The 25,990-nt window shown below is 63.0% G+C and carries 22 protein-coding genes; 5 read left to right on the top strand and 17 right to left on the bottom strand.

Annotated features, from left to right (window positions below; all coding sequences use genetic code 11):
- Window positions 1–48 precede the first annotated feature (48 nt).
- The 4 genes from CKW22_RS01890 to CKW22_RS01875 all read left to right on the top strand — a co-directional run bounded on the left by CKW22_RS01890 (window position 49) and on the right by CKW22_RS01875 (window position 4,527).
- Complete coding sequence (locus CKW22_RS01890; RefSeq protein ID WP_033699207.1) at window positions 49–822, top strand: class I SAM-dependent methyltransferase; 774 nt, start codon at window positions 49–51, stop codon at window positions 820–822.
- A 13-nt stretch (window positions 823–835) separates the two neighbouring features.
- Window positions 836–1,282: a ribonuclease HI gene (gene rnhA / locus CKW22_RS01885; protein WP_033699205.1), complete on the top strand. Its 447-nt coding sequence runs from the start codon at window positions 836–838 to the stop codon at window positions 1,280–1,282.
- A 51-nt stretch (window positions 1,283–1,333) separates the two neighbouring features.
- Entirely contained in the window at window positions 1,334–2,092 is a 759-nt protein-coding gene (gene dnaQ / locus CKW22_RS01880) for a DNA polymerase III subunit epsilon (protein ID WP_033699203.1), read from the top strand.
- A 185-nt stretch (window positions 2,093–2,277) separates the two neighbouring features.
- The gene (locus CKW22_RS01875; RefSeq protein ID WP_095063679.1) at window positions 2,278–4,527 is read left to right on the top strand and encodes an Orn/Lys/Arg decarboxylase N-terminal domain-containing protein; all 2,250 of its coding nucleotides are present in this window, start codon (window positions 2,278–2,280) and stop codon (window positions 4,525–4,527) included.
- On the opposite strand, the gene CKW22_RS01870 is transcribed toward CKW22_RS01875, so the two are convergent.
- Window positions 4,511–4,729 (bottom strand): hypothetical protein, encoded by a 219-nt coding sequence (locus CKW22_RS01870; protein WP_033699199.1) that lies wholly within the window; start codon window positions 4,727–4,729, stop codon window positions 4,511–4,513. The genes CKW22_RS01875 and CKW22_RS01870 overlap by 17 nt on opposite strands.
- A 156-nt stretch (window positions 4,730–4,885) precedes the next feature.
- Here CKW22_RS01870 and CKW22_RS01865 point away from each other — a divergent pair, with 156 nt between their 5' ends.
- Window positions 4,886–5,443, top strand: coding sequence for an NADPH-dependent FMN reductase (locus tag CKW22_RS01865; protein WP_033699197.1), 558 nt, complete (start codon window positions 4,886–4,888; stop codon window positions 5,441–5,443).
- Window positions 5,444–5,480: 37 nt separating this feature from the next.
- Here CKW22_RS01865 and CKW22_RS01860 read toward each other — a convergent pair whose 3' ends face one another.
- From CKW22_RS01860 to CKW22_RS01785, 16 genes are all read right to left on the bottom strand, one after another.
- Entirely contained in the window at window positions 5,481–7,532 is a 2,052-nt protein-coding gene (locus CKW22_RS01860; RefSeq protein ID WP_095063678.1) for a TonB-dependent receptor domain-containing protein, read from the bottom strand.
- Window positions 7,533–7,659: 127 nt separating this feature from the next.
- The gene (gene nuoN, locus CKW22_RS01855; protein WP_033699194.1) at window positions 7,660–9,129 is read right to left on the bottom strand and encodes an NADH-quinone oxidoreductase subunit NuoN; all 1,470 of its coding nucleotides are present in this window, start codon (window positions 9,127–9,129) and stop codon (window positions 7,660–7,662) included.
- Between the two features lie 7 nt (window positions 9,130–9,136).
- The gene (gene nuoM, locus CKW22_RS01850; RefSeq protein ID WP_033699192.1) at window positions 9,137–10,669 is read right to left on the bottom strand and encodes an NADH-quinone oxidoreductase subunit M; all 1,533 of its coding nucleotides are present in this window, start codon (window positions 10,667–10,669) and stop codon (window positions 9,137–9,139) included.
- A 40-nt stretch (window positions 10,670–10,709) separates the two neighbouring features.
- Complete coding sequence (gene nuoL / locus CKW22_RS01845) at window positions 10,710–12,563, bottom strand: NADH-quinone oxidoreductase subunit L (protein WP_033699189.1); 1,854 nt, start codon at window positions 12,561–12,563, stop codon at window positions 10,710–10,712.
- Complete coding sequence (gene nuoK, locus CKW22_RS01840) at window positions 12,560–12,868, bottom strand: NADH-quinone oxidoreductase subunit NuoK (protein WP_003251446.1); 309 nt, start codon at window positions 12,866–12,868, stop codon at window positions 12,560–12,562. Before nuoK ends, nuoL begins: the two co-directional genes overlap by 4 nt.
- A gap of 3 nt (window positions 12,869–12,871) precedes the next feature.
- On the bottom strand, window positions 12,872–13,372 hold the full coding sequence (gene nuoJ / locus CKW22_RS01835; RefSeq protein ID WP_012313764.1) for an NADH-quinone oxidoreductase subunit J: 501 nt from the start codon (window positions 13,370–13,372) through the stop codon (window positions 12,872–12,874).
- Between the two features lie 10 nt (window positions 13,373–13,382).
- On the bottom strand, window positions 13,383–13,931 hold the full coding sequence (gene nuoI / locus CKW22_RS01830; RefSeq protein WP_027592814.1) for an NADH-quinone oxidoreductase subunit NuoI: 549 nt from the start codon (window positions 13,929–13,931) through the stop codon (window positions 13,383–13,385).
- Between the two features lie 11 nt (window positions 13,932–13,942).
- Complete coding sequence (gene nuoH / locus CKW22_RS01825; RefSeq protein ID WP_012273297.1) at window positions 13,943–14,950, bottom strand: NADH-quinone oxidoreductase subunit NuoH; 1,008 nt, start codon at window positions 14,948–14,950, stop codon at window positions 13,943–13,945.
- On the bottom strand, window positions 14,947–17,661 hold the full coding sequence (gene nuoG / locus CKW22_RS01820) for an NADH-quinone oxidoreductase subunit NuoG (protein WP_047581224.1): 2,715 nt from the start codon (window positions 17,659–17,661) through the stop codon (window positions 14,947–14,949). Before nuoG ends, nuoH begins: the two co-directional genes overlap by 4 nt.
- Window positions 17,662–17,793: 132 nt before the next feature.
- On the bottom strand, window positions 17,794–19,173 hold the full coding sequence (nuoF, locus tag CKW22_RS01815; RefSeq protein WP_033699184.1) for an NADH-quinone oxidoreductase subunit NuoF: 1,380 nt from the start codon (window positions 19,171–19,173) through the stop codon (window positions 17,794–17,796).
- Window positions 19,170–19,667, bottom strand: a complete 498-nt coding sequence (gene nuoE / locus CKW22_RS01810; protein ID WP_027592810.1) for an NADH-quinone oxidoreductase subunit NuoE — start codon at window positions 19,665–19,667, stop codon at window positions 19,170–19,172. The genes nuoF and nuoE overlap by 4 nt, the downstream gene beginning before the upstream one ends.
- A gap of 2 nt (window positions 19,668–19,669) precedes the next feature.
- Window positions 19,670–21,451 (bottom strand): NADH-quinone oxidoreductase subunit C/D, encoded by a 1,782-nt coding sequence (gene nuoC / locus CKW22_RS01805; RefSeq protein WP_033699182.1) that lies wholly within the window; start codon window positions 21,449–21,451, stop codon window positions 19,670–19,672.
- A 79-nt stretch (window positions 21,452–21,530) separates the two neighbouring features.
- Complete coding sequence (locus CKW22_RS01800) at window positions 21,531–22,208, bottom strand: NADH-quinone oxidoreductase subunit B family protein (protein WP_012313769.1); 678 nt, start codon at window positions 22,206–22,208, stop codon at window positions 21,531–21,533.
- A gap of 10 nt (window positions 22,209–22,218) precedes the next feature.
- Window positions 22,219–22,632: an NADH-quinone oxidoreductase subunit A gene (locus tag CKW22_RS01795; protein WP_003251427.1), complete on the bottom strand. Its 414-nt coding sequence runs from the start codon at window positions 22,630–22,632 to the stop codon at window positions 22,219–22,221.
- 721 nt (window positions 22,633–23,353) lie between these two features.
- The gene (aceA, locus tag CKW22_RS01790) at window positions 23,354–24,679 is read right to left on the bottom strand and encodes an isocitrate lyase (RefSeq protein WP_033699180.1); all 1,326 of its coding nucleotides are present in this window, start codon (window positions 24,677–24,679) and stop codon (window positions 23,354–23,356) included.
- A 491-nt stretch (window positions 24,680–25,170) separates the two neighbouring features.
- Entirely contained in the window at window positions 25,171–25,905 is a 735-nt protein-coding gene (locus CKW22_RS01785) for a secretin N-terminal domain-containing protein (protein ID WP_033700171.1), read from the bottom strand.
- Between the last annotated feature and the right edge of the window lie 85 nt (window positions 25,906–25,990).

Below are 25,990 nucleotides of genomic sequence, written 5' to 3'. Positions count from 1 at the left end.
CATCTTAGCCGCGATGGCGTGGCACGAGAACCTTCGAGGGAGAACGCAATGACCGACCAAGCCTTTGCCCAGGCCGACCCCGATTGGGTCGAGCTGATCAGCCTGGCCCGTGAGTGGTTCAATGGCCCGCTCGGCCAGTTGATGCTCAAAGAAGAGGAAAAACTGCTGGAAGAAGAGCTGGGGCGCTTCTTTGGCGGTTACCTGGTGCACTATGGGCCTTGTGCCGAAGCGCCGCCCAGCGCGCCCCAGGTGCAGCGCAACGTGCGCCTCGGGGCACCCTTGCCGGGCGTGGAAATCGTCTGTGAAGAGCAGGCCTGGCCATTGAGCGAGCATGCTGCCGACGTGGTGGTGCTGCAGCATGGCCTGGACTTCAGCCTCACCCCCCATGGCTTGTTGCGCGAGGCCGCCAGCGCCGTTCGCCCGGGTGGGCACCTGCTGATTGTCGGCATCAACCCCTGGAGCAGTTGGGGCATGCGCCACCTGTTCAGCCATGGCGCCTTGCGCAAGGCCCGCTGCATCTCGCCTTCGCGGGTTGGCGACTGGCTCAACCTGCTCGGCTTCGCGCTGGAGAAACGCCGCTTCGGGTGCTATCGTCCGCCGCTTGCCTCGCCGGCCTGGCAGCAACGCCTGGCAGGCTGGGAGCGGGTGGCGGGCGGCTGGCAAATTTCCGGCGGCGGCGTGTACCTGCTGGTGGCGCGCAAGATGGTGGTCGGCCTGCGGCCGTTGCGCCTGGAACGCCGCGAGCCCATGGGCAAACTGCTGCCGCTGCCGCTGGCCAAGGTCAACCGTACGGTGGCCAATCCTGATACTGAAAAGCACTGAACAAGAGTGGTACATGAGCGATAGCGTCGAAATGTTTACCGATGGCGCCTGCAAGGGCAACCCTGGCCCTGGCGGCTGGGGCGTGCTGATGATCTACAAGGGCGTCGAGAAGGAACTGTGGGGCGGCGAACGCGAGACCACCAACAACCGCATGGAGCTGATGGCCGCGATCCAGGGCCTGATGTCGCTCAAACGTGAATGCGAGGTAGTGCTGACCACCGACTCGCAGTACGTGATGAAAGGCATCAACGAATGGATGGTCAACTGGAAGAAACGGGGCTGGAAGACTGCAGCCAAGGAGCCGGTGAAAAACGCCGACCTCTGGCAGTTGCTCGACGAACAGGTCAACCGGCACAAGGTGAGCTGGAAGTGGGTGCGCGGCCACATCGGCCACCCGGGCAACGAACGGGCCGACCAGCTGGCCAACCGCGGGGTCGATGAGGTGCGCGCCCAGCGTTGAGCTGGGGTACAATCGCGTCCTTTGTAACTGATGCAAGTTGGAGCCCCCCGCGTGGAGCAGCAGCAAGATAAACGCCTGGTCATTCTCGATACCGAAACCACCGGCATGCCGGTCAGCGAAGGCCATCGCATCATCGAGATCGGCTGTGTCGAGGTCATGGGCCGTCGCCTGACCGGGCGGCATTTCCACGTCTACCTGCAACCGGATCGCGAGAGTGACGAGGGCGCCATCGGCGTTCACGGCATCACCGACAGCTTCCTGATCGGCAAGCCGCGCTTCGCCGAGGTTGCGGATGAATTCTTCGAGTTCATCCAGGGCGCCACGCTGGTCATCCACAACGCGGCGTTCGACGTTGGCTTCATCAACAACGAGTTCGCCCTGCTGGGCCAGCACGACCGCGCCGACCTTGCGCAGCATTGCACCATCCTCGATACCCTGTTGCTGGCGCGTTCCCGTCACCCGGGGCAGCGCAACAGCCTCGACGCGTTGTGCAAACGCTACGACATCGACAACTCGGGCCGTGAGCTGCACGGCGCACTGCTCGACTCGGAACTGCTGGCCGACGTTTACCTGGCAATGACCGGCGGCCAGACCAGCTTGTCGCTGGCCGGGCAAGGTGCTGACGGCGACAGTGACGGGCAGGGCGGTGGCGGCAGCGAGATCCGCCGTATTACCGGCCGTGCACCTGGGCGGGTGATCATGGCCAGTGCCGAAGAGCTGGAAGCGCATGCCGAACGGCTGGCGGCGATCGCCAAATCGGCGGGGGCGCCGGCGATGTGGCAGGCGTTGAGCGAAGCCCCTGCACCTTGACCATGCGCCCTTTGTAGGAGCGGCCTTGCCGGGGCGCCGGACCGGTCGGAAAGGGGCGCGTAGCGGCCCCGGCAATCTCTGCAGCGACACAGAACCTGGGGCCGCTACGCGACCCTTTCGCGACACAAGGCCGCTCCTACAACTACCCTGAAAAGGACACCCCGTCCTGCAGAGGTAGCTGCCTGATGTACAAGGACCTCAAGTTCCCCATCCTCATCGTCCACCGTGCGATCAAGGCCGACAGTGTTGCCGGTGACCGCATCCGGGGTATCGCCGAGGAGTTGCGCCAGGACGGCTTTGCCATCCTGGCCGCAGCGGACCACGCCGAAGCGCGCCTGGTCGCGGCCACCCACCACGGCCTGGCCTGCATGCTGATCGCCGCCGAGGGCGTGGGCGAGAACACTCACCTGCTACAGAACATGGCCGAGCTGATTCGCCTGGCCCGTTTGCGCGCACCTGACCTGCCGATTTTTGCGTTGGGCGAACAGGTCACCCTGGAGAACGCCCCCGCCGAGGTCATGAGCGAGCTGAACCAGTTGCGCGGCATTCTCTATCTGTTCGAAGACACCGTGCCGTTTCTTGCGCGCCAGGTGGCACGCGCCGCCCACAGCTACCTTGACGGCCTGCTGCCGCCGTTTTTCAAAGCCTTGGTGCAACACACCGCGCAATCCAACTACTCCTGGCACACACCGGGGCACGGCGGCGGTGTGGCCTACCACAAGAGCCCGGTGGGCCAGGCCTTTCACCAGTTTTTTGGCGAAAACACCCTGCGTTCGGACTTGTCCGTTTCAGTGCCGGAGCTGGGTTCGCTGCTCGACCACACCGGCCCCTTGGCCCAGGCAGAGGCCAGGGCTGCACGCAACTTCGGCGCCGACCACACGTTTTTCGTGATCAACGGCACCTCCACTGCCAACAAGATCGTCTGGCACGCCATGGTCGGCCGTGATGACCTGGTGCTGGTGGACCGCAACTGCCACAAATCGGTGGTCCACGCGATCATCATGACCGGGGCCATTCCCATTTACCTGTGCCCCGAGCGCAACGAGCTGGGCATCATCGGCCCGATACCCCTCAGTGAGTTCAGCCCTGCATCGATCCAGGCGAAGGTCCAGGCCAACCCCCTGGCGCGTGATCGCGGGCAGCGGATCAAGCTGGCAGTGGTCACCAATTCCACCTACGACGGCCTGTGCTACCACGCCGGGATGATCAAGCAGACGCTGGGGGCCAGTGTCGAGGTGCTGCACTTTGACGAGGCCTGGTTCGCCTACGCGGCGTTTCACGAGTTCTTCGAAGGGCGCTATGCCATGGGCACGGCCTGCGCTGCTGACAGCCCGCTGGTGTTCAGCACCCACTCCACGCACAAGCTGTTGGCGGCCTTCAGCCAGGCGTCGATGATCCATGTGCAGGAGGGTGCCAGCCGCCAGCTGGACCGTGACCGCTTCAACGAAGCGTTCATGATGCACATCTCGACGTCGCCGCAGTACAGCATCCTAGCGTCACTGGACGTGGCCTCGACCATGATGGAGGGGCCGGCCGGGCGCTCGCTGTTGCAGGAAATGTTCGACGAGGCGTTGAGCTTTCGCCGGGCGCTGGCCAACCTGCGCAAGCATATTGCCGCTGCCGACTGGTGGTTCAGCATCTGGCAACCGCCAGCGGCAGAGGGCATACAGCACCTTGCCGCGCAGGACTGGCAGCTTCAGCCGGGGGCTGAGTGGCATGGTTTTGGTGAAGTGGCGGGCAACTACGTGTTGCTCGACCCGCTGAAGGTGACCTTGGTCATGCCCGGCTTGAGCGCAGGGGGTGTGTTGGGCGAGCAGGGTATTCCGGCGGCGGTGGTCAGCAAGTTTCTATGGGAGCGCGGCCTGGTGGTGGAAAAAACCGGCCTGTACAGCTTCCTGGTGCTGTTCTCCATGGGCATCACCAAGGGCAAGTGGAGCACCTTGCTGACAGAGCTACTGGAGTTCAAACGCCACTATGACGGCAATACCCGGTTGAGCGCTTGCCTGCCGAGTGTGGTGGCAGCGGACACTTCACGTTATCAAGGCATGGGGTTGCGCGAGCTGTGTGACCAGCTTCACGATTGCTACCGCGCCAATGCCACGGCCAAGCAGCTCAAACGGTTGTTCACAAGCTTGCCGGAGGTTGCCGTCAGCCCGGCACGGGCCTATGACCAGATGGTACGCGGCGAAGTGGAGGCGGTGCCGATCGAAGCCCTGCTTGGCCGTGTCGCAGCGGTGATGCTGGTGCCGTATCCGCCCGGCATTCCATTGATAATGCCGGGAGAGCGGTTCACCGAAGCGACCCGCTCGATACTCGACTACCTGGCGTTTGCCCGAGCTTTCAACGATGGCTTCCCGGGTTTCGTTGCCGACGTGCATGGCCTGCAGAACGAAAGCGGTCGCTACACCGTGGACTGCATCAAGGAATGCGAATGATCTCGACGCCGGTCTGTGCCAGCTCGAAACGGTTTTCGCCCAGGTGGTTGACGCGGTCGCCGATTGCCAGGCGGTAGGTGGTGATCGGTGCGCCCAGCGCGCTGCCGTCGACCTGGAGGGTGGACTCCTGGAACTCGTGGACGGGGTAGATGCGGCCTTCGGCGTCACGGGCGTGGAATTGGCCGACCATTACTGCTGCCATTTGGGTGAAAACCTCTGAATTACGTAGGAAATATCTGCAAACATAGACCGTACAAGATACCCGGAAGTTTTCCCCTCGTGGAAAAAAAACCAAAGCGGCGAGAAACGGTCATCTATAACTACAACGTCTCTTAGCCAGCAAAGGTTGGAAATCGCCATGAGCCAGGTGTATTCGGTAGCGGTCGTCGTCGGCAGCTTGCGCAAGGATTCCTACAACCGCAAGGTAGCCCGCGCACTTTCGGAGCTGGCGCCGTCCAGCCTTGCCTTGAAGATCGTCGAGATTGGTGACCTGCCCCTGTATAACGAGGACGTCGAGGCCAACGCACCTGAGCCCTGGCAGCGCTTTCGCGAGCAGATCCGCGGCAGTGATGCGGTGCTGTTCGTCACGCCGGAGTACAACCGTTCGGTGCCGGGTTGCTTGAAAAATGCCATCGACGTCGGCTCGCGGCCCTATGGTCAAAGCGCCTGGAGCGGCAAACCGGCTGCGGTGGTGAGTGTGTCGCCGGGGGCGATTGGCGGTTTTGGCGCCAACCATGCCGTGCGCCAGTCGCTGGTGTTTCTCGACATGCCCTGCATGCAGATGCCTGAGGCGTACCTCGGTGGCGCGGCCAACCTGTTCGAGGATTCGGGCAAGCTCAACGACAAGACCCGGCCGTTTCTGCAGGCCTTTATCGACAAGTTCGCCTCGTGGGTGAAGTTGAACAGGGCGGTTTGAGGGTGACGGCAATGGGCCGCGCAGCGGCCCCGGCCGTTTATCGAAAGCTGTAGGACACCCCTGCATAGACCGCAAACCCTTCGCCCGGCGTCGACCGGGCGATGTCCTGCCCGCCATCGTTGTAGCCCGGCGTCACTGTCGCGGCATAGCGCTTGTTGGTCAGGTTGCGCAGGTCCAGCCAGGTCTGCCAGTCCTGTTTCGGTGAGTCCCAACCCAGGCGTGCCCCCAGCAAGGCATAGGCATCGGCGTGGTAACTGTTGGCATAGTCGACCTGCACCTTGGAGGCCATCTGCGTATTGACCCCGGCATAGAACCCGCTCGGCCAGTCGTAGCGCAACTCGGCCTGGTAGTAATGCATGGGGATGCCAGGCAAGCGATTGTCAGCGAAGGTGTCATCGTCACGGTAGTGGAAGTCACTGAAGGTGTAGGCCTGGCGCAGGCTCAGCTTGCCCCTGCCGGCTTGCTCCCACAAGGTGCTGTCCAGGCCCGCCTCGACACCTTGGTGTACGGTGGCGCTGGCATTGTATTCTTTGGCCGGCAGGCCCTGCACGATTTCCACGGCCAGCAGTTCGTGGCGCACTTGCGAGTAATACCACGCCAGGTCCCAGCGCCCCAGCGCAGAGTCGCCGCGTGCGCCCAGTTCAAGCGTGGTGGCTGTCTGGTTCTGCATTTCGACAGGTTGTGTCGCCGCCGTGGCGCTCCAGATCAGCGACCACGGGTGCGGTGGCTCGACGGACCGGCTCAGGTTGCCATAGACCTGCAGGTGCGGGTTGATGTCATAGCGCAGGCCCAGGCGCGGCGCGTAGTCCCAGTCGTGCTGGCTGACCTTGCCGCCGGTGGCAGGGTAGCTGACGTCACTTTCACGTCGGGTATAGATCATCGCCAGGCCCGTGGTCAGCCACAAATCAGGGATCAGCTCCAGATCGTTGCCGACATGCAGCACGGTATCCGAGCCCTGGTAACTGAAGTCGCGGCTGCGCGCGCCGAAGTTGTCGCCGCTGGTGCGGGCAAATTGCGAGGCACCGCTGTTGGGCAGGTGTTTGGTGGTCCGCCAGCCCACGGTGGTCTTGCTCTCGTGGCCCAGCAGGGTATCGCGGCGCAGGTAGTTCAGGGTGCCGCTGACATCGGTGTAGGCGACCTTGAGGCGCATCGGGCCTTCGCGCAGGTCCATCGGGAAGTCGTGATAGACCAGCCCGGCTTCTACCCGGGCATCGTCCTCAAGGTAGAAGGTGGTCTTGTTGGCCACCCAGGTGCTGCCCGGTTGCGGCCGGCTGTCGTCGCGGGCCAGGTACGCCGCGTTGGCGGCACGCGTGTCGTGCTTGATCTGGTCCTTGGTCAGGCGCCCGGCCAGGTCGTTCTCGGTTTCGCGATAACGCAGGTAAAAACGTGTTTCAAGGTTCGGGTTGAACCGGTAGCCGACATTGGCGGCGATACCCTTGGCGCTGCCACTGCTGTGCGCCTGATAGCCGTCGTATTCCGAGTCGGTCAGCGCCACGTAGTAATCGAGGTTGCCCAGCACCTGGCCAGAACTGATGTGCCGATGTTGGTAGCCGCGGCTACCAACCTCGTAGCGCGCCTGCAGTGGCGCGGCATCGTAACCGGTGTGGGTGACATAGTTGATGGCACCCCCCAGGGCCAGGGCGCCCTGATCGAAACCGTTGGCCCCGCGCAATACCTCGGCGCGGCTCAGCCATAGCGGCTCGAACAGTTCATAAGGGGTGCCGCCGGGGCCGGTCAGCGGCAAGCCGTCGAACATCGTGTAGACCCCGGAGCCGTGCGCCCCCGGAGCGCGGTTGATGCCCGAACCACGGATCGACAGCTTGATGCCATCATTGCCCGCCGACTGGGCGAACACCCCAGGCTGGTAGGCCAGCACATCCTGATTGCTGGCGACCCGGCCTTGCCCCACGCGGTTCATGTCCACCAGATTGCTGGCGCCAGGGATTTCCCGCAGGTGCTCGGCGGCGGCCTCCAGCTCGGTCTGTTGCTGATCTTCGATCAACACTTGGTCGAGTTCGACGCGGCCTGTGGCCTGGGTGGCGCTGGAGGCCAACAGGGCCAGCAAGGAGAGGGGGAGGGTAGGGCGCATGGCAAGGGCTTCCAGATCGATAAGCGGGAATCTGACGCTGCAAGTGTCAGACGAAGCACAGCTTTCGTTCTGTAGCCCTGAAAAAGAACAACCCCGCCGAGGCGGGGTTGTTCAGGATCGCCGGAGGTCAGCCGATCAGTTGCAGGCCCGCCTGCTGAACCATTTCCAGCAGCGGTTGCGGGTACACACCGAGCACGAAGGCCAGGATCGCGATAGCCAGCAGCATGACGCCGCCAGTGCGCTGTTCCCACTTCAGCGGGGCGTCGTGGCGACGCAGGTTCGGCTCGACCAGGTACAGGGTGACCATGACGCGCAGGTAGTAGTAAACGCCGATGGCGCTACCGATCACCAGGGCGCCGACCAGCCACCACAGGTGCGACTCGACGCCGGTGGCGATGATGTAGAACTTGCCGATGAAGCCCGCAGTCAGCGGGATACCGGCCAGCGACAGCATCATCACGGTCAGTACCGCAGTCAGGTACGGGCGGCGCCAGAACAGGCCGCGGTACTCGTACAGGGCATCGGCGTCACGGCCGCCGTAAGGCGAAGACATCAGCGTGATGACGCCGAAGGCGCCAAGGCTGGTGATCACGTAGGTGACCAGGTACACGCCCATGGCTTCCAGGGCCAGGCCCTTGCTGGCGACCAGGGCGATGACCAGGTAGCCGAAGTGGGCGATGGACGAGTAACCGAGCAGGCGCTTGAGGTTGCTCTGGGTCAGTGCCAGCAGGTTACCGACCAGGATCGAGGCAACCGCGATCACCGCCAGTACGGTGCTCAGCACGCCGCTGCTGGCAGCAGGGGAGAGCATGAACAGGCGCACGACCACGGCGAACACCGCCACCTTGCTCGCGGTGGCCAGGAACGCGGCAACCGGCGCCGGGGCGCCTTCGTACACGTCCGGGGTCCACAGGTGGAAGGGGACCAGCGACAGCTTGAAGGCCAGGCCGACCAGCATCATGCCCAGGCCCAGTTGTGCAACCAGGCTTGGCATGTTGGTGGCTGCCAGGGCTTTGCCGATCTGGTCGAAGCTCAGGCTGCCTGCATCGGCGTACAGCAGTGCCATGCCGAACAGCAGGAAGGCCGAACCTGCGGCCGACAGCACCATGTACTTGATGCCGGCTTCCAGCGAGCGCTTGTTGAAGAAGGCGTACGCCACCAGGCCGTAGACCGGTACCGACAGCAGCTCCAGGCCGATGAACAGGCCGGCCAGGTGGTTGGCGCTGACCAGCACCAGGCCACCGAGGGCCGACATCAGCAGCAGCAGGTACAGCTCTTCGCGGTTGCCCGGGAAGCCCTTGGAGCCTTCGCCAAGGTAGGCGTGGGCGAGGGTGACGCAGGCCAGCGTGGCCACCAGGATGATCGCCATGTACAGGCAGGCGAACTTGTCGATGGTGATCAGCGAGGTGACCGCCAGCGGTGCAACCTTGAGGGCCGGCAGGATCGACAGCAGGGCCAGGTTAAGGCCCACGGTGGACAGCAGGAAGGTCTGCGAGTGGTTGCGCTTCCAGGCGATCGCCAGCATCACCACCACCGTGGTGATGGTGGTGATCAGCATCGGCGCCAATGCGATGAAGTGTTGAGTGGTGAATTCCATAGCGCTCTTACCGGGCCGAAGCGAGTTGAGTGAAAGCGGAGCCAAGCCACTGCTGCACACCGCTCATGGTGGCGGCAGAAGTGTCGAGGAACGGCTGCGGGTACACACCAAGCACGATCAGCAGCACCGCCAGGCCCAGCACCATGATCAGCTCGCGGCCGTCCATGCCGGCCAGCACGGTGTCGCTCTTGCTTGGGCCGAAGTAGGCACGGTGGATCATGATCAGCGAGTAGACCGAGCCGAAGACCAGGCCGGTGGTGGCGATCACGGTGATCCATGGCACGCTGGCAAAGCTGCCGATCAGGATCAGGAACTCGCCGACGAAGTTGCCGGTGCCTGGTAGGCCCAGCGATGCGGCGGCGAAGAACAGGCTGATTGCAGGCAGGTAGGCGATGCGGTGCCACAGGCCACCCATTTGACGCATGTCACGGGTGTGCAGGCGCTCGTACAGCTGGCCGGACAGGATGAACAGTGCGGCGGCCGACAGGCCGTGGGCCAGCATCTGGATCACCGCGCCTTGCAGGGCTTGCTGGCTGCCGGAGTAGATACCGATCAGCACGAAGCCCATGTGCGAGACGCTGGAGAAGGCGATCAAGCGCTTGATGTCGGTTTGCGCGAAGGCCAGGAAGGCACCGTAGAAGATACCGATAAGGCCCAGGGTCATGGCGATCGGCGCAAACTCTGCCGAAGCGTTCGGGAACAGCGGCAGGGCGAAGCGCAGCAGGCCGTAGGCCGCAGTCTTCAACAAGATGCCCGCCAGGTCCACGGAACCTGCGGTTGGCGCCTGGGCGTGCGCATCAGGCAGCCAGGAGTGGAAGGGCACCACTGGCAGCTTGACCGCGAAGGCGATGAAGAAGCCCAGCATCAGCACGTACTCGACGCCAGGCGGCAGCTCGGCCTTGAGCAGGTCGCTGTAGTTGAAGGTGAGCACGCCGGTGGTGTTGTAGTTGACCAGCACCAGGCCAAGGATCGCGACCAGCATGATCAGGCCGCTGGCCTGAGTGAAGATGAAGAACTTGGTTGCGGCATAGATCCGGGTCTTCTTGCCGTCCGCCGAGCTGTGACCCCAGAGCGCGATGAGGAAATACATCGGCACCAGCATCATTTCCCAGAAGAAGAAGAACAGGAACAGGTCCAGGGCCAGGAATACACCGACCACGCCGCCGAGGATCCACATCAGGTTGAGGTGGAAGAAGCCGACGTGGCGCTGGATCTCTTTCCAGGAGCACAGTACCGACAGCACACCGAGCAGGCCGGTGAGCAGGATCATCAGCAGCGACAGGCCATCGAGGGCCAGGTGGATGCTGATGCCGAAGCGCTTGATCCACTCGACTTTGTATTCGAGTGCCCAGGCAGGTTCGGCCCCCGGCGCAGGCGCCAGGGTGTAGTCGCCGGTGCCCCACAGGTACAGGCCGATGCCGAGCAACAGGGACATGGTCAGCAGCGCGATCCAGCGCGGCAGGGTGGCGCCGAAGCGCTCACCCAGCCAGCACAGGAAGCCGCCGATGAAGGGGATCAGGATCAGCCAAGGCAAAATCATGACGGGTTGGTTTCCTTTGGCAAAGTCGCAAGATTCATAGTCATACCGCAGCCACTACCACAGCACCGAGCACCAGCACGGCGCCGACGGCGATCGAGGCGGTGTACCAGCGCAGCTGGCCGGTCTCGGTCTTGCTCATGGCGACGTGGCCGCCACGCGCCATCCGAGGGATCAGGCCGATGCTGCGGTCTACCGGGTCCTTGCGCAGGATGTGGCAGATCAGCAGGTAGGGTTTGACGAAGAGCTTGTCGTAGATCCAGTCGAAGCCCCAGGCGGCGAACCACCAGGCCGACAGGACGCGGCCGATGCCGCTGTTGGCGATCGCGCTGACGAAGCGGCGCTTGCCCAGGAACAGCAGGGCTGACAGCAGGATACCGGCGATGGCGATGGCGCCCGAGGCGATCTCCAGCGAGTGCTTGGCGTCACCACCGGCGTGGCCGGCGCTTTCAGGCAGCACGCCTGCCAGCGGTGGGGTGATCCAGGCGCCGACGAAGGTCGACAGCACGATCAGCACGCCCAGTGGCAGCCAGTGGCTGATGCCGTGGCCGGCGTGGGCTTCGGTCTTGGCTTCGCCGTGGAAGGCGATGAAGATCAGGCGGAAGGTGTACAGCGAGGTCATGAACGCACCGACCAGGCCGGCGTACAGCAGGCCGGTATTGCCGCTGGCGAAGGCTTCCCAGAGGATCTCGTCCTTGGAGTAGAAGCCCACGGTCACGATCGGCAGGGCCGCCAGGGCGGCGCCACCGACCACGAAGCTGGCGTAGGCCAGCGGCAGCTTCTTCCACAGGCCGCCCATCTTGAAGATGTTCTGCTCGTGGTGGCAGGCAACGATCACCGCACCGGACGCAAGGAACAGCAGGGCCTTGAAGAAGGCGTGGGTCATCAGGTGGAAGATCGCCGCGTCCCAGGCACCCACGCCCAGGGCCAGGAACATGTAGCCGATCTGGCTCATGGTCGAGTAGGCGAGGATACGCTTGATGTCGGTCTGTACCAGCGCGGCGAAGCCGGCCAGCACCAGGGTCACACCACCGACCACACCCACCAGGTGCAGGATGTCCGGGGCCAGCAGGAACAGGCCGTTGGTACGGGCGATTAGGTACACGCCCGCAGTCACCATGGTTGCCGCGTGGATCAGTGCCGAAACCGGGGTAGGGCCTGCCATCGCGTCGGCCAGCCAGGTCTGCAAGGGCAACTGGGCCGATTTACCGACCGCGCCACCCAACAGCATCAGGGTCGCCAGCACCATCCAGGTGTCACCCGCCTGGAACTTCTGCGGTGCCAGTACCAGCAGTTCCTGCACGTTCAAGGTACCCAGCTGGGCGAACAGGATGAACAGGCCGATGGCCATGAACACGTCGCCGATACGGGTGACGATGAAGGCCTTGAGTGCCGCGTTACCGTTGTTGCGGTTGCTGTAGTAGAAACCGATCAACAGGTACGAACACAGGCCCACGCCTTCCCAGCCGAAGTAGATGAACAGCAGGTTATCGCCCAGGATCAGGAACAGCATGCTGGCGATGAACAGGTTGGTGTACGAGAAGAAGCGCGAGTAACCGGCTTCGCCACGCATGTACCAGGACGCGAACAGGTGGATCAGGAAGCCCACGCCAGTGACCACGCCGAGCATGGTGACCGACAGGCCGTCCAGGTGCAGGGTGAAGGTCGGCGCGAAGCCGTCCACCGACATCCACTGCCACAGCAGCTGGCTGTACGCGCCGCCTTCAGGCGGTGCGACGTTGAATTGCCAGATAACGTAGGCGGCTGTCGCGGCCGAGAGGCCGACCGAGCCGACGCCGATCAGGGCGGACAGGTTCTCCGAGAACCGCCCGCGCGAGAACGACAGCAGCAGGAAGCCGATCAGGGGGAAGACGAAAGTCAGGAAGAGAAGGTTCATCCGCGCATCTCACTGGCAGCATCGATGTCGAGAGTGTGGAAGCGGCGATACAGCTGCAGCAGGATGGCCAGGCCAATGCTGGCCTCGGCGGCTGCCAGGCTGATCACCAGAATGAACATCACCTGACCGTCGGGCTGGACCCAACGGGCACCGGCGACGACGAACGCCAGGGCAGAGGCGTTCATCATGACTTCCAGGCTCATGAGCACGAAGAGGATGTTGCGGCGGACCATCAGGCCAACCAGACCTAAGCAGAACAGGATGCCGGCGACCGCCAGACCATGCTCGAGAGGGATAGCACCCATGATTTACTCCTTCGCCTCGTTGCGGCCCAGGTGGAAGGCGGTGACGGCTGCGGCGAGCAGCAGCATCGAAGCCAGTTCGACCACCAGCAGGTACGGGCCGAACAGGCTGATGCCCACTTCTTTCGGGCCCACGGTGGTGCCGCTGATGCCGGCACCGCTCGGGGTGACGAACAGCACGTACAGCAGTTCCAGCAGCAGCAGGGTGCCCAGTATCACCGGCCCCGCCCATATGCCGGGCTTGAGCCAGCCGCGTTCCTGGGCGACCGAGGCCGGCCCCAGGTTGAGCATCATCACCACGAACACGAACAGCACCATGATGGCGCCAGCGTAGGCGATCACTTCCAGGGCGCCGGCAAACGGCGCACCGAGGGCGAAGAAGATCATTGCCACGGAAATCAGCGAAATGATCAGGTAGAGCAGGGCGTGCACGGGGTTGGTGCCGGTTACCACCCGAAGGGTGGAGACCACGGCGATCCCGGATGCGAAGTAGAAAGCGAATTCCATCTTTCTGTCCTTATGGGAGCAAGCTCTTCACGTTGATCGGCTCGGCCTCGTTCTGCGCAGAGCCCTTCGGCTTGCCAGCGATCGCCATACCCGCAACACGGTAGAAGTTGTAGTCAGGGTTCTTGCCGGGGCCGGAGATCAGCAGATCTTCTTTCTCGTACACCAGGTCCTGACGCTTGAACTCGGCCATTTCGAAATCCGGAGTCAGCTGGATCGCGGTGGTCGGGCACGCTTCCTCGCACAGGCCGCAGAAGATGCAACGCGAGAAGTTGATGCGGAAGAACTCAGGGTACCAACGGCCGTCCTCGGTCTCGGCCTTCTGCAGCGAGATGCAGCCGACCGGGCAGGCCACCGCGCAGAGGTTGCACGCCACGCAGCGCTCCTCGCCGTCGGGGTCGCGGGTGAGGACGATGCGGCCGCGATAGCGCGGCGGCAGGTACACAGCTTCTTCGGGGTACTGCAGGGTGTCGCGCTTGCGGAACCCGTGGGAGAACACCATTGCCAGGCTGCGCAGCTGAGTGCCGGTGCCTTTAACGATGTCGCCGATATATTTGAACATGGGTCAAATCCTCACTGGGCCGCGACGGCTGGCGTGTTGTAAAGCACGATCGCAGCGGTCACCAGCAAATTGATCAGGGTCAGCGGCAGGCAGAACTTCCAGCTGAAGTCCATCACCTGGTCATAGCGTGGGCGCGGGATCGAGGCGCGCAGCAGGATGAACAGCATGATGAAGAACGCGGTTTTCAGCGCGAACCACAGGAACGGCACCTGCGGCAGGATGCCGAACGGGCCGTGCCAGCCGCCGAAGAACAGGGTCACCAGCAGCGCCGAGATGAGGATGATGCCGATGTACTCACCGACGAAGAACATGCCCCATTTCATGCCGGCATACTCGATGTGGTAGCCGTCGGCCAGTTCCTGTTCCGCTTCTGGCTGGTCGAACGGGTGACGGTGAGTCACGGCCACGCCAGCGATGAAGAAGGTGCAGAAGCCGAAGAACTGCGGAATGATGAACCACAGGTTCTGGGCCTGGTATTCAACGATGTCGCGCATGTTGAACGAACCCACCTGCACCACCACGCCCATCAGCGCCAGGCCCAGGAACACCTCGTACGAAACGGTCTGTGCCGACGCCCGCAGGCTGCCCAGCAAGGCGTACTTGTTGTTCGACGACCAACCGGCGAACAGTACGGCGTATACCGACAGGCCAGCCATGGCGAAGAAGAACAGCAGGCCGATGTTCAGGTCGGCAACGCCCCAGCCGGGTGTGATCGGGATGATCGAGAAGCCGATCAGCAGCGCGCTCATGGCCACGACCGGCGCCAGGGTGAAAATCATCTTGTCGACGAAGGGCGGGTTCCAGTCTTCCTTGAAGAACATCTTCAGCATGTCGGCGGCGATCTGGAACATGCCGAACGGGCCGACACGGTTAGGACCGTAGCGATCCTGCCACCAGCCCAGCAGGCGGCGCTCGACGAAGCTGAGCAGGGCGCCGCAGACCACTACGGCCAGCAGCACCACGATAGCCTTGACGACCTGGATGATCACATCGATCACTTCGGGGGTGAACCAGCTCATTGTGCTGCCTCCTGCAGGCCTTCTACGGGTGCACCGAAGATGGCAGGCGGAATGCCAGCCAGGCCTTTCGGCAGCGCGACCAGGCCTGCGCCCAGTTCTTCATTGATACGCAGCGGCAGGCGCAGTGCCACGCCACCCACGTTCAGGCTCAGCAGCGCTCCTTCGTTGACACCCAGGCGGTCGGCTTCGGACTTGGCCAGGCCGACGTAGGCGGCCGGAATACGCGTTTGCACCGGGGCGGCGCGCGAGGAGCTTTCTTCGCTGCCGAACAGGTGGAAGAACGGTACTGCAGTCCAGGTGCCGCGGGCCGGGTTGAAGGCGCCCGGGATGGCGTTGAACCAGTTCAGGCGATCGCCTTGCGATTCGATCAGGCGCACGCCCGGGTCACCGGCACGCAGGTGGCCGCCGACCTCATCCTGGAACTTGTTCCAGGCTTGCGGCGAGTTCCAGCCCGGCGACCAGGCGAACGGCACTTGCTGGCGCGGTTCGGCGGAGCCCGAGTAGCCTTCCATCGAGAAGGCGAACGCGGTGTCCTTGTCTTGCGGGGTGCGTGGCTCGTGCACGCTGATGTTGGCGCGCATGGCGGTACGGCCGGAGTAGCGCAGCGGCTCACGGGCAAGCTTCATGCCCTTGATGCGGAAGGCGGCGCTTGGCGCAGCGTTGACGATGCCGGCCAGTTGCGGGGCGGCTTCGGCGCAGGCGCTGGTGACGTGGTCCAGCTGGGTCCAGTCGACCGGCTTGTTCAGCAGGGTGGCACGCAGGGCGTGCATCCAGCGCCAGCCTTCGTGGACCAGGATGCTGCTGTCCAGGTACTGCGGGTCGAACACCTGGAAGAAGCGCTGGGCACGGCCTTCCTGGCTGACCAGGGTACCGTCGCCTTCGGCGAACGACGCCGCCGGCAGCACCAGGTGGGCACGTTCCAGGGTCGCGGTGTGGGAGTGATCGGCGACGATCACCACCTTGGCTGCGGCCAGGGCAGCATCGACCTTGGCGGCCGCTACGCGGGTGTACAGGTCGTTTTCTACGATCACAATGGCGTCGGCCTTGCCGCTGATGACCGCATCCAGCGCGGCATCGACGGACTCACCGCCAAGCATGGCCAGGCCGAGGCTGTTGGCCTCAGGCACAACCAGGCTCAGCGAACCGTTCTTGTCGCGCAGCTTCAGGGCCTTGGCGATGTTGGCGGCGGCTTCGATCAGGGCAGGGTCGGCCAGCGAAGTACCGGCAACCACCAGCGGGCGCTTGGCCGCGACCAGGGCGTCGGCGATGCGCTGGGCCAGGGCCTTGGCTTCGTCGTCCAGGCCAGCAACGGCCGGAGCGCTCGGGTCGATGGCGTGGGCCACGGCGAAACCGATGCGGGCCAGGTCGGCCGGGGCTGCGTGCACGCATTCTTCGGCAACGTCGTCCAGCTTGGTTTCAGCCAGGGACGCGATGAACAGCGGGTACAGCGCGTGCTGGCCGATGTTCTTCACCGCAGCGTCCAGCCAAGGCTGCACTTTCATCGCCTCGGCCATGGCTTCGGCCTTGCCTTTGGTGGCCTGGCGTACGGCCAGGGCAACGCGGGCGGCGGTCTGGGTCAGGTCTTCACCGAGCACGAACACCGCGTCGTGGTCTTCGATGTCGCGCAGGGTCGGCACGGGCAGCGGGCTGTTGTTCAGCACGTTCAGGGCCAGGCGCACGCGGGCCAGTTCGCCTGCTTCCATGCCGGAGTAGAAGTACTCGGCACCGACCAGCTCGCGCAGGCCGTAGTTGCTTTCGAGGCTGGCGCGCGGCGAGCCGATGCCGACGATGGTGCGGCCGCGCAGCAGGTCGGCGGCCTTGTCCAGGGCGGCGTCCAGGCTCAGCTTGGTGCCATCGGCCAGGCGTGGCTGGCGTGGGCGGTCGGTGCGGTTGACGTAGCCATAGCCGAAGCGGCCACGGTCGCACAGGAAGTACTGGTTGACCGAGCCGTTGAAGCGGTTCTCGATCCGACGCAGTTCACCGTAGCGCTCGCCCGGGCTGATGTTGCAGCCGCTGGAGCAACCGTGGCAGATGCTTGGGGCAAACTGCATGTCCCACTTGCGGTTGTAGCGCTCGGAGTGGGTCTTGTCGGTGAACACACCGGTCGGGCAGACCTCGGTCAGGTTGCCGGAGAATTCGCTCTCCAGCACGCCGTCTTCAACGCGGCCGAAGTACACGTTGTCGTGGGCGCCGTAGACACCCAGGTCGGTGCCGCCTGCGTAGTCCTTGTAGTAACGCACGCAGCGGTAGCAGGCGATGCAGCGGTTCATCTCGTGGGCGATGAACGGGCCGAGGTCCTGGTTCTGGTGGGTACGCTTGGTGAAACGGTAACGGCGCTCGTTGTGGCCGGTCATTACCGTCATGTCCTGCAGGTGGCAGTGACCGCCCTCCTCGCACACGGGGCAGTCGTGCGGGTGGTTGGTCATCAGCCACTCGACGACGCTGGCGCGAAACGCCTTGGACTCGTCATCTTCGATGGAGATCCAGGTGCCGTCGGAGGCAGGGGTCATGCAGGACATGACGATACGACCACGGGTGTCGTTCTCGTCGGTGTACTGCTTGACCGCACATTGCCGGCAGGCGCCAACGCTACCAAGCGCCGGGTGCCAGCAGAAATAAGGGATGTCGAGGCCGAGCGACAGACACGCCTGTAACAGGTTGTCTGCACCGTTGACTTCGAGCGCTTTGCCGTCTACGTGGATAGTGGCCATTGTTCAAAGTTCTTCGTTGGCCCGCGTGAGCGGGCGTGGCTAATGGAAATCTGTATGCCTGCGGCCCGCCTCGAATCGTTCGGGCCGGCCTGCAGGCTGGCGGGTGGCACGGACCACCCGCAGCTCATCTTGTTATGCGCCGACCACGATCGGCCCGCTCGGCACTGGCTTGGCCAGGTTCGGGCGCAGGGTGTCGGCAGCACTGGCTGGGGCGACACCGGCCTCGAATTCGGAGCGGAAGTATTTGATGGCACTGCCCAAGGGCTCGACGGCACCCGGTGCGTGAGCACAGAAGGTGCGGCCTGGGCCGAGGAAGTTGACCAGACCCAGCAGGGTCTCGATGTCTTCGGCGCGGCCCTGGCCGTTTTCCAGCGCGCGCAGCATCTTCACGCTCCACGGCAGGCCGTCACGGCAAGGGGTGCACCAGCCGCACGATTCGCGGGCGAAGAACTCTTCCATGTTGCGCAGCAGCGAGACCATGTTGACGCTGTCGTCGACCGCCATGGCCAGGCCCGTACCCATACGGGTGCCGACCTTGGCGATGCCGCCGGCGTACATCTGGGCGTCGAGGTGCTCGGGCAGCAGGAAGCCGGTACCGGCGCCGCCTGGCTGCCAGCACTTGAGCTTGAAGCCGTCGCGCATGCCACCGGCGTAGTCTTCGAACAGCTCGCGGGCGGTGACGCCGAACGGCAGTTCCCACAGGCCCGGGTTCTTCACCTTGCCGGAGAAGCCCATCAGCTTGGTGCCGTGGTCCTCGCTGCCTTCGCGGGCCAGCGACTTGTACCAGTCGTTGCCGTTGGCGACGATGGCCGGGACGTTGCACAGGGTCTCGACGTTGTTCACGCAGGTCGGCTTGCCCCACACGCCAACGGCGGCAGGGAAGGGTGGCTTGGAGCGTGGGTTGGCGCGGCGGCCTTCGAGCGAGTTGATCAGTGCGGTTTCTTCACCGCAGATGTAGCGACCGGCGCCGGTGTGCACGAACAGCTCGAAGTCGAAGCCCGAACCGAGGATGTTCTTGCCCAACAGGCCTGCGGCCTTGGCTTCGTCGATGGCGCGGTTGAGGTTCTTCGCTGCGGTGGTGTATTCGCCACGCAGGAAGATGTAACCGCGGTAGGCCTTCAGGGCGCGGGCGCTGATCAGCATGCCCTCGACCAGCAGATGGGGCTGTTGCTCCATCAGCATGCGGTCCTTCCAGGTGTTCGGCTCCATTTCATCCGCGTTGCACAGCAGGTAGCGGATGTTCATGGATTCGTCTTTGGGCATCAGGCCCCACTTCACGCCAGTGGGGAAGCCCGCACCGCCACGGCCCTTGAGGCCGGAGTCTTTGACCGCCTGGACGATGTCGTCCTGCGACATCTGCGCCAGTGCCTTGCGGGCAGCGGCGTAGCCGTTCTTGGATTCGTACTCGGCAAGCCATACCGGCTCGCCGTCGTCACGCAGGCGCCAGGTCAGTGGGTGGGTTTCGGCCGAACGCGCGATGCGGTTGGCCGGGCCGAAGGAAGTAATGGTCATACGTAACCCTCCAGCAGTTTGGAAACACCAGTCGGCTGCACGTCGCCAAAGGTGTCGTCGTCGATCATCAGCGCCGGGGCCTTGTCGCAGTTGCCCAGGCAGCACACCGGCAGCAGGGTGAAACGCCCGTCTGCGGTGGTCTGGCCGAGGCCGATGCCCAGTTCGCTCTGGATCTGGCTGACCACGGACTCGTGGCCACCGATGTAGCAGACCATGCTGTCGCACACGCGGATGATGTGGCGGCCGACCGGCTGGCGGAAGATCTGGCTGTAGAAGGTGGCCACGCCTTCGACGTCACTGGCAGGGATGCCCAGCACTTCGCCGATCGCGTGAATGGCGCCGTCCGGCACCCAACCACGTTCCTTCTGGACGATCTTCAAGGCTTCGATGGACGCCGCGCGCGGGTCCTCGTAGTGATGCATCTCGTGCTCGATGGCCGAGCGCTCGGTTTCGCTGAGGGCGAAACGGTCTGTCTGGATAAGCGTGCTGTTCATGCTTAGCGGTCCACGTCAGCCATAACGAAGTCGATACTGCCCAGGTACGCAATGAGGTCGGCGACCATGCTGCCTTTGATCACCGAAGGGATCTGCTGCAGGTGCGGGTAGCTCGGGGTACGGATCCGGGTGCGGTAGCTCATGGTGCCGCCATCGCTCGTCAGGTAGTAACTGTTGATGCCCTTGGTCGCTTCGATCATCTGGAACGACTCGTTGGCCGGCATGACCGGGCCCCACGAGACTTGCAGGAAGTGCGTGATCAAGGTTTCGATGTGCTGCAGGGTGCGCTCTTTCGGCGGCGGCGTGGTCAGCGGGTGATCCGCCTTGTACGGGCCTTCCGGCATGTTGCGCAGGCACTGGTCGATGATGCGGATACTCTGGCGCATCTCTTCGACACGGACCATGCAGCGATCGTAGGCATCGCCATTGTGGGCCAGCGGCACTTCGAACTCGAAGTTCTCGTAGCCGGAGTAAGGGCGCGCTTTACGCAGGTCGAAGTCGCAACCGGTGGAACGCAGGCCGGCACCGGTAGTGCCCCATTCCAGCGCTTCCTTGGTGTTGTACGCGGCAACGCCGACGGTACGGCCCTTGAGGATGCTGTTCTGCAGGGCCGCCTTGGTGTACTCGTCGAGGCGCTTGGGCAGCCAGTCGACGAAGTCCTTGACCAGCTTGTCCCAGCCGCGCGGCAGGTCGTGGGCGACGCCACCGATGCGGTACCAGGCCGGGTGCAGGCGGAAACCGGTGATCGCTTCGATCACGGTGTAGGCGCGCTGGCGGTCGGTGAAGGTGAAGAACACCGGGGTCATGGCGCCGACGTCCTGGATGTAGGTACCCAGGAACAGCAGGTGGCTGGTGATGCGGAAGAACTCGGCGAGCATGATGCGAATCACGTCGACCTTCTGTGGCACCTTGATGCCGGCCAGTTTTTCCACTGCCAGTACGTACGGCAGGTTGTTCATCACCCCGCCGAGGTAGTCGATACGGTCGGTGTAGGGGATGAAGCTGTGCCAGGACTGGCGCTCGGCCATCTTTTCGGCACCACGGTGGTGGTAGCCGATGTCCGGCACGCAGTCGACGATCTCTTCACCGTCCAGCTGCAGCACGATACGGAACGCACCGTGGGCAGACGGGTGGTTGGGGCCCAGGTTGAGGAACATGTAGTCCTCGTTGGCGCCCTGACGCTTCATGCCCCAGGCTTCCGGGTTGAAACGTGCCGATTCCTCTTCAAGCTGCTGCTTGGCCAGGGTCAGGCTGTAGGGGTCGAACTCGGTGGCACGGGCTGGGTAGTCCTTGCGCAGCGGGTGACCTTCCCAGGTGGGCGGCATCATGATGCGGCTCAGGTGTGGGTGGCCGGCAAAGTCGATGCCGAACATGTCCCAGACTTCGCGCTCGTACCAGTTGGCGTTTGGCCAGATGCCGGTCACGGTCGGCAGGTTCAGGTCGCCTTCGCTGAGCGACACCTTGATCATCACGTCGCTGTTACGTTCGACCGACAGCAGGTGGTAGAACACGCTGAAATCGGCGGCGGGCAGGCCACGGCGCTGGGTGCGCAGGCGCTCGTCGACACCGTGCAGGTCGTACAGCATGCTGTAGGGCTTGGCTACGCCGCGCAGGAAGCTGAGCACCTCTTTGAGCTGCGCACGCTTGACCCACAGCACGGGCATGCCGGTGCGGGTCTCCTGGGCGACGAATGCTTCGGCGCCAAAACGGTTGTTCAGTTCGACGACCACATCCTGGTCGTCAGCCTTGTAGGGCGGAATGAAAATAGCGTTGTCCGCTGTCATGGTCTCGGTCGCTTTGGGTCAACGTTAAGAATGAAGCCAGGCCGCCGGCTCCTTGGGGAGCGGGCGGCAGGTCGCTGGATCAGACTTCGTCGGGGCTGCGCAGGTTGGTTACTGCAATGCGCTGCTCACGACGCAGGTCTTTCTGGGCTGGCATCTCGGCACGGTAAATACCTTGATCACCAACAACCCAGGAAAGCGGGCGTCGTTCTTGGCCGATCGACTCCTGCAGCAGCATCAAGCCTTGCAGGAAAGCCTCAGGGCGTGGCGGGCAGCCAGGCACATAGACATCCACGGGGAGGAACTTGTCGACCCCCTGAACGACCGAGTAGATGTCGTACATGCCACCGGAGTTGGCACACGAACCCATGGAGATGACCCACTTCGGCTCGAGCATCTGCTCGTACAGGCGCTGAATGATCGGCGCCATCTTGATGAAGCAGGTACCGGCGATGACCATGAAGTCGGCCTGACGCGGCGAGGCCCGGATGACTTCGGCGCCGAAGCGGGCGATGTCGTGGGGCGCCGTGAAGGCCGTGGTCATTTCCACGTAGCAGCAGGACAGGCCGAAGTTGTACGGCCACAGAGAGTTCTTGCGACCCCAGTTGACCGCGCCACGCAGCACATCTTCGAGTTTCCCCATGTAGATGTTCTTGTGGACCTGGTCCTCTAGCAGCTGATCGGTGACGGTTTCCCGTTCACCGACCGGGTACTGCTCGTTGGGCGCATCCGGATCGATTCTGGTGAGATTGTATTGCATTGCCAAAGCCTCATTGTTTCAGCTTCGCTTGCCGCTTGCGGCGACCTTCGGGAGCCCAATCAAGTGCCCCGACGCGCCAAAGGTAGACAAGACCTGCCAACAGAATTGCTATGAAAACGAGCGCTTCGACGAACCCGGTCCAGCCGCTTTCGCGGACGGACACAGACCATGCAAAGAGAAAGAGGGCTTCGATATCGAAGATCACGAACAGCATCGCGACCAGATAGAATTTGGCGGACAGGCGCAGGCGGGCGCTGCCGACGGGCAGCATGCCGGATTCGAAGGGTTCGTTCTTGGCGCGGCCCCAGGCCTTGCTACCTAGCAGGCTGGACAGGCCGAGCATGAAGGCGCACAGGCCGACGACACCCAAAAGGAAGATGGCAAAGCCCCAGTTGTGGGCGATGAGTCCTGCCGAATCGGACATGCTAGAGATCCTTATACAGAGACCCAGCTCTGCAGTCTGAAATAAGTAGAGCGGCGACTTGGTGTCGCACATGCAGTGACCAAATGTCGCAGCTGAATCAATCGCGCTGATTTTATGGGTAAACCCGGTGCAAGTAAAATTTCTGTGGCAAATTTATTCGTAGGATTAAGAACAAAACTCTTTCGTAACTGGCTGAAAGCCTTGAAATTCGGGCATTGCGTGCGCTTTTGTTAATTATGTTTCTTGCGCGGCGTAACGAATTGGTAAGTTCGTAATGATAATTAATCGCATTAAATTTGATGCGTTGAAATTCTCCTTTAGTGAGCCTTGCAAGTTCATCGGGCTGCCGCGCTACTTGCAAATGAGAAAAACTCTCGTTCTAGCAGCTTCCAAACCCTCGCGCACCGCTCTGGGTCAATACTTTATCGGTTGAGCCATTGTGGGCTGACGAAGTGATTGAGAGGGCATGGGGGTGGCGGGTGGCGGCTGCTACTGGGCTGCCCCAAGCATAGTCCGGATTCTGGGTTTTGCTTTTACCTGCCTTGGCGAAGGGGGTGGGGTTGGCAGGTGCTTGGCGTGAGGGGGTGGTGGCTATGAGATCGAGCGCCGCGCGGGCGGCGCTCGATCTCATAGGCGCTGAAAATGTCGTGGCAAGCCCTTCTACAATAAAAAGCCCGGGGTCCTCACGAACCCCGGGCCTCGCTTCACCAGCCCACTGCTATCAGTGGAACTGCTCTTCCTCGGTCGAACCAGTCAGTGCAGTCACCGACGAAGCCCCACCCTGAATCACGGTGGTCATGTCATCGAAGTAGCCAGTGCCCACTTCCTGCTGGTGCGCCACGAAGGTGTAGCCCTTGCTGGCATCGGCGAATTCCTGCTCCTGCAGCTTCACATAGGCGGTCATGTCGTTGCGGGCGTAGTCGTGCGCCAGGTTGAACATGCCGTGCCACATGTTGTGGATGCCGGCCAGGGTGATGAACTGGTGCTTGTAGCCCATGGCCGACAGCTCGCGCTGGAACTTGGCAATGGTGGCGTCGTCCAGGTTCTTCTTCCAGTTGAAGGAAGGCGAGCAGTTGTACGACAGGATCTGGTCCGGGTACTCCTTCTTGATCGCTTCGGCGAAGCGGCGGGCTTCGTCCAGGTCAGGCTTGGCGGTTTCGCACCAGATCAGGTCGGCGTACGGAGCGTAGGCCAAGCCGCGGGAGATCGCCTGGTCGAGGCCGGCGCGGACCTTGTAGAAGCCTTCACGGGTACGCTCGCCGATCACGAACGGTTGGTCGTACGGGTCGCAGTCGCTGGTCAGCAGGTCGGCGGCGTTGGCGTCGGTACGGGCCAGAATGATGGTCGGCACGCCCGAGACGTCAGCTGCCAGGCGCGCGGCAACCAGCTTCTGTACGGCTTCCTGGGTCGGTACCAGTACCTTGCCACCCATGTGGCCACATTTTTTAACCGAGGCCAGCTGGTCTTCGAAGTGCACGCCGGCGGCGCCCGCTTCGATCATGTTCTTCATCAGCTCGTAGGCGTTCAGTACGCCGCCGAAACCGGCTTCGGCGTCAGCCACGATGGGCGCAAAGTAGTCGATGTAACCGTCGTCGCCTGGGTTCTTGCCGGCTTTCCACTGGATCTGGTCAGCGCGGCGGAACGAGTTGTTGATGCGCTTGACCACGGTCGGTACCGAGTCGACCGGGTACAGCGACTGGTCGGGGTACATGGACTCGGCCGAGTTGTTGTCGGCGGCAACCTGCCAGCCAGACAGATAGATGGCCTGGATGCCGGCCTTGACCTGCTGCACTGCCTGGCCGCCGGTCAGGGCGCCCATGCAGTTGACGAAATCTTTTTCTGGGCGGAAGGACGGGTGGGCACCTTGGGTGACCAGCTTCCACAGTTTTTCTGCGCCCTGGCGAGCCAGGGTGTGCTCCGGCTGCAGGGAGCCACGCAGGCGAACGACATCAGCGGCGGTGTAGGTACGGGTCACGCCTTTCCAGCGCGGGTTCTCGGCCCAGTCTTTCTCGAGGGCTGCAATTTGCTGTTCGCGTGTCAGTGCCATGGAAATAAACCTCGTCGCATCGATCTTGGGGTAATTGTGCTGATGCTCGGGTGCAGATCAGAGGCCTGACGGCTGTCCTGTCCGGGGGGAGTGCGGCGGCGAACGCGAAGGCTCGAAGGGGAAGGAGGGGCAGGCCAGGCGAAGGTGTGCCCTGCAGGTCGGCTCGTGGTTGCCTTGCTGCGGTGCGACGCGATTGCCAGAACTGCGGTGATGCGCTTCCGTCCCTCGGGACAACTTCTTCGTTGCAGTCGCAATCCCGTCGAACCGCCTTGTGGGCCGTATAGACACGAGGCGCCTCCAAGGGTAGGAGGAGCACGCCTCGAAGGCCCTTGCCAGGGCCCCTGATTAGCGGGAGCGAGGCCATCATGCCCTTGGGAAAAAGTGCCTGTCAAATGTTTTGTAGTGACTTTTTTAAGTTACTACATCTTTGGTCTAATACGACTCGGCAGTCAGTTTCAAGGCCTTTGGTCGAGGCCTTGAATTGCCTGGGATCAGTCCAGAAGGTCGACTTTTACCCGTAAAGTCATGTTTTCGCCGCGCTGTGTGCTGTAGGTGTGGCTGGATGCGCTTCGATCGGCTTGGCTCTGCTGATTGAACCCCGCCAGGGTAATCCACTCGCCGAGCTTGCCGGTGACGGTCGTGTCGGTGCTTTGTACTTTCACTACATCGGCACGTTCCTGGCTGATGCGGTCATTATTGGTGCTTATTTGCAGACGAACCGTCTCGCCGCTCAAGCTTGGGGTGACGTAGAAACCTTGGGTCACATTGCGGTATTCGGTGTTGCTCTGGATGCGCCCGTAACCGTCGGTGCTGGTACTGGTCACCGGTATGCTCTGGCCCACCTGGATCAGCGCCGCCTGGCCTTCGCTGGCCTGCACCTGTTGCAGGCCGCCTTCACGGTTGCTGGTGCCGTAGCGGATGACATGGGCATTGCCGCGGTTGTCCTGGAAGTTGCTGTCGTTGTTGTCGACGCTGATCAGCAGGCGCTTGGGCGCGGTGTCCAGCTGTTGCAGCAGGCTGCGCAGGTCGTCGATGCGCTCGGGGCTGGCATTGACGATCAGCTTGTTCTCGAAGGCGCTGACGGTGCCGTCCTTGCCGATGAACGATTGCGCGGCGGGCAGCAACTCGGCACTGCTGCGGTACTGCAGCGGCATGACTTCGGTGGCGGCTTGAGCGCTCAGGCTCGCCGCCAGCAGCAGCGAGGCGAAAAAGGGGCGTAGCGGCATGTCCATGATCTCCGCAGGGGGAATCAACATGATGGCAAATTTGCTCAGGTTGTGCAGGCTGCGCATCAACGACTGACATCGGGCT

Source organism: Pseudomonas sp. Irchel s3f19, from assembly GCF_900187555.1.
Classification (GTDB): Bacteria; Pseudomonadota; Gammaproteobacteria; order Pseudomonadales; family Pseudomonadaceae; genus Aquipseudomonas; species Aquipseudomonas capeferrum.
This window is presented reverse-complemented; position numbering and strand designations above follow the sequence as displayed.

Excerpts from the sequence above, each read along its gene's own strand:
- CKW22_RS01890 (WP_033699207.1), top strand. The coding sequence starts at position 49 with ATGACCGACCAAGCCTTTGCCCAGGCCGACCCCGATTGGGTCGAGCTG.
- rnhA (WP_033699205.1), top strand. The coding sequence starts at position 836 with ATGAGCGATAGCGTCGAAATGTTTACCGATGGCGCCTGCAAGGGCAAC.
- CKW22_RS01875 (WP_095063679.1), top strand. The coding sequence starts at position 2,278 with ATGTACAAGGACCTCAAGTTCCCCATCCTCATCGTCCACCGTGCGATC.
- CKW22_RS01870 (WP_033699199.1), bottom strand. The coding sequence starts at position 4,729 with ATGGCAGCAGTAATGGTCGGCCAATTCCACGCCCGTGACGCCGAAGGC.
- CKW22_RS01865 (WP_033699197.1), top strand. The coding sequence starts at position 4,886 with ATGAGCCAGGTGTATTCGGTAGCGGTCGTCGTCGGCAGCTTGCGCAAG.
- CKW22_RS01860 (WP_095063678.1), bottom strand. The coding sequence starts at position 7,532 with ATGCGCCCTACCCTCCCCCTCTCCTTGCTGGCCCTGTTGGCCTCCAGC.
- nuoN (WP_033699194.1), bottom strand. The coding sequence starts at position 9,129 with ATGGAATTCACCACTCAACACTTCATCGCATTGGCGCCGATGCTGATC.
- nuoM (WP_033699192.1), bottom strand. The coding sequence starts at position 10,669 with ATGATTTTGCCTTGGCTGATCCTGATCCCCTTCATCGGCGGCTTCCTG.
- nuoL (WP_033699189.1), bottom strand. The coding sequence starts at position 12,563 with ATGAACCTTCTCTTCCTGACTTTCGTCTTCCCCCTGATCGGCTTCCTG.
- nuoK (WP_003251446.1), bottom strand. The coding sequence starts at position 12,868 with ATGGGTGCTATCCCTCTCGAGCATGGTCTGGCGGTCGCCGGCATCCTG.
- nuoJ (WP_012313764.1), bottom strand. The coding sequence starts at position 13,372 with ATGGAATTCGCTTTCTACTTCGCATCCGGGATCGCCGTGGTCTCCACC.
- nuoI (WP_027592814.1), bottom strand. The coding sequence starts at position 13,931 with ATGTTCAAATATATCGGCGACATCGTTAAAGGCACCGGCACTCAGCTG.
- nuoH (WP_012273297.1), bottom strand. The coding sequence starts at position 14,950 with ATGAGCTGGTTCACCCCCGAAGTGATCGATGTGATCATCCAGGTCGTC.
- nuoG (WP_047581224.1), bottom strand. The coding sequence starts at position 17,661 with ATGGCCACTATCCACGTAGACGGCAAAGCGCTCGAAGTCAACGGTGCA.
- nuoF (WP_033699184.1), bottom strand. The coding sequence starts at position 19,173 with ATGACCATTACTTCCTTCGGCCCGGCCAACCGCATCGCGCGTTCGGCC.
- nuoE (WP_027592810.1), bottom strand. The coding sequence starts at position 19,667 with ATGAACAGCACGCTTATCCAGACAGACCGTTTCGCCCTCAGCGAAACC.
- nuoC (WP_033699182.1), bottom strand. The coding sequence starts at position 21,451 with ATGACAGCGGACAACGCTATTTTCATTCCGCCCTACAAGGCTGACGAC.
- CKW22_RS01800 (WP_012313769.1), bottom strand. The coding sequence starts at position 22,208 with ATGCAATACAATCTCACCAGAATCGATCCGGATGCGCCCAACGAGCAG.
- CKW22_RS01795 (WP_003251427.1), bottom strand. The coding sequence starts at position 22,632 with ATGTCCGATTCGGCAGGACTCATCGCCCACAACTGGGGCTTTGCCATC.
- aceA (WP_033699180.1), bottom strand. The coding sequence starts at position 24,679 with ATGGCACTGACACGCGAACAGCAAATTGCAGCCCTCGAGAAAGACTGG.
- CKW22_RS01785 (WP_033700171.1), bottom strand. The coding sequence starts at position 25,905 with ATGCCGCTACGCCCCTTTTTCGCCTCGCTGCTGCTGGCGGCGAGCCTG.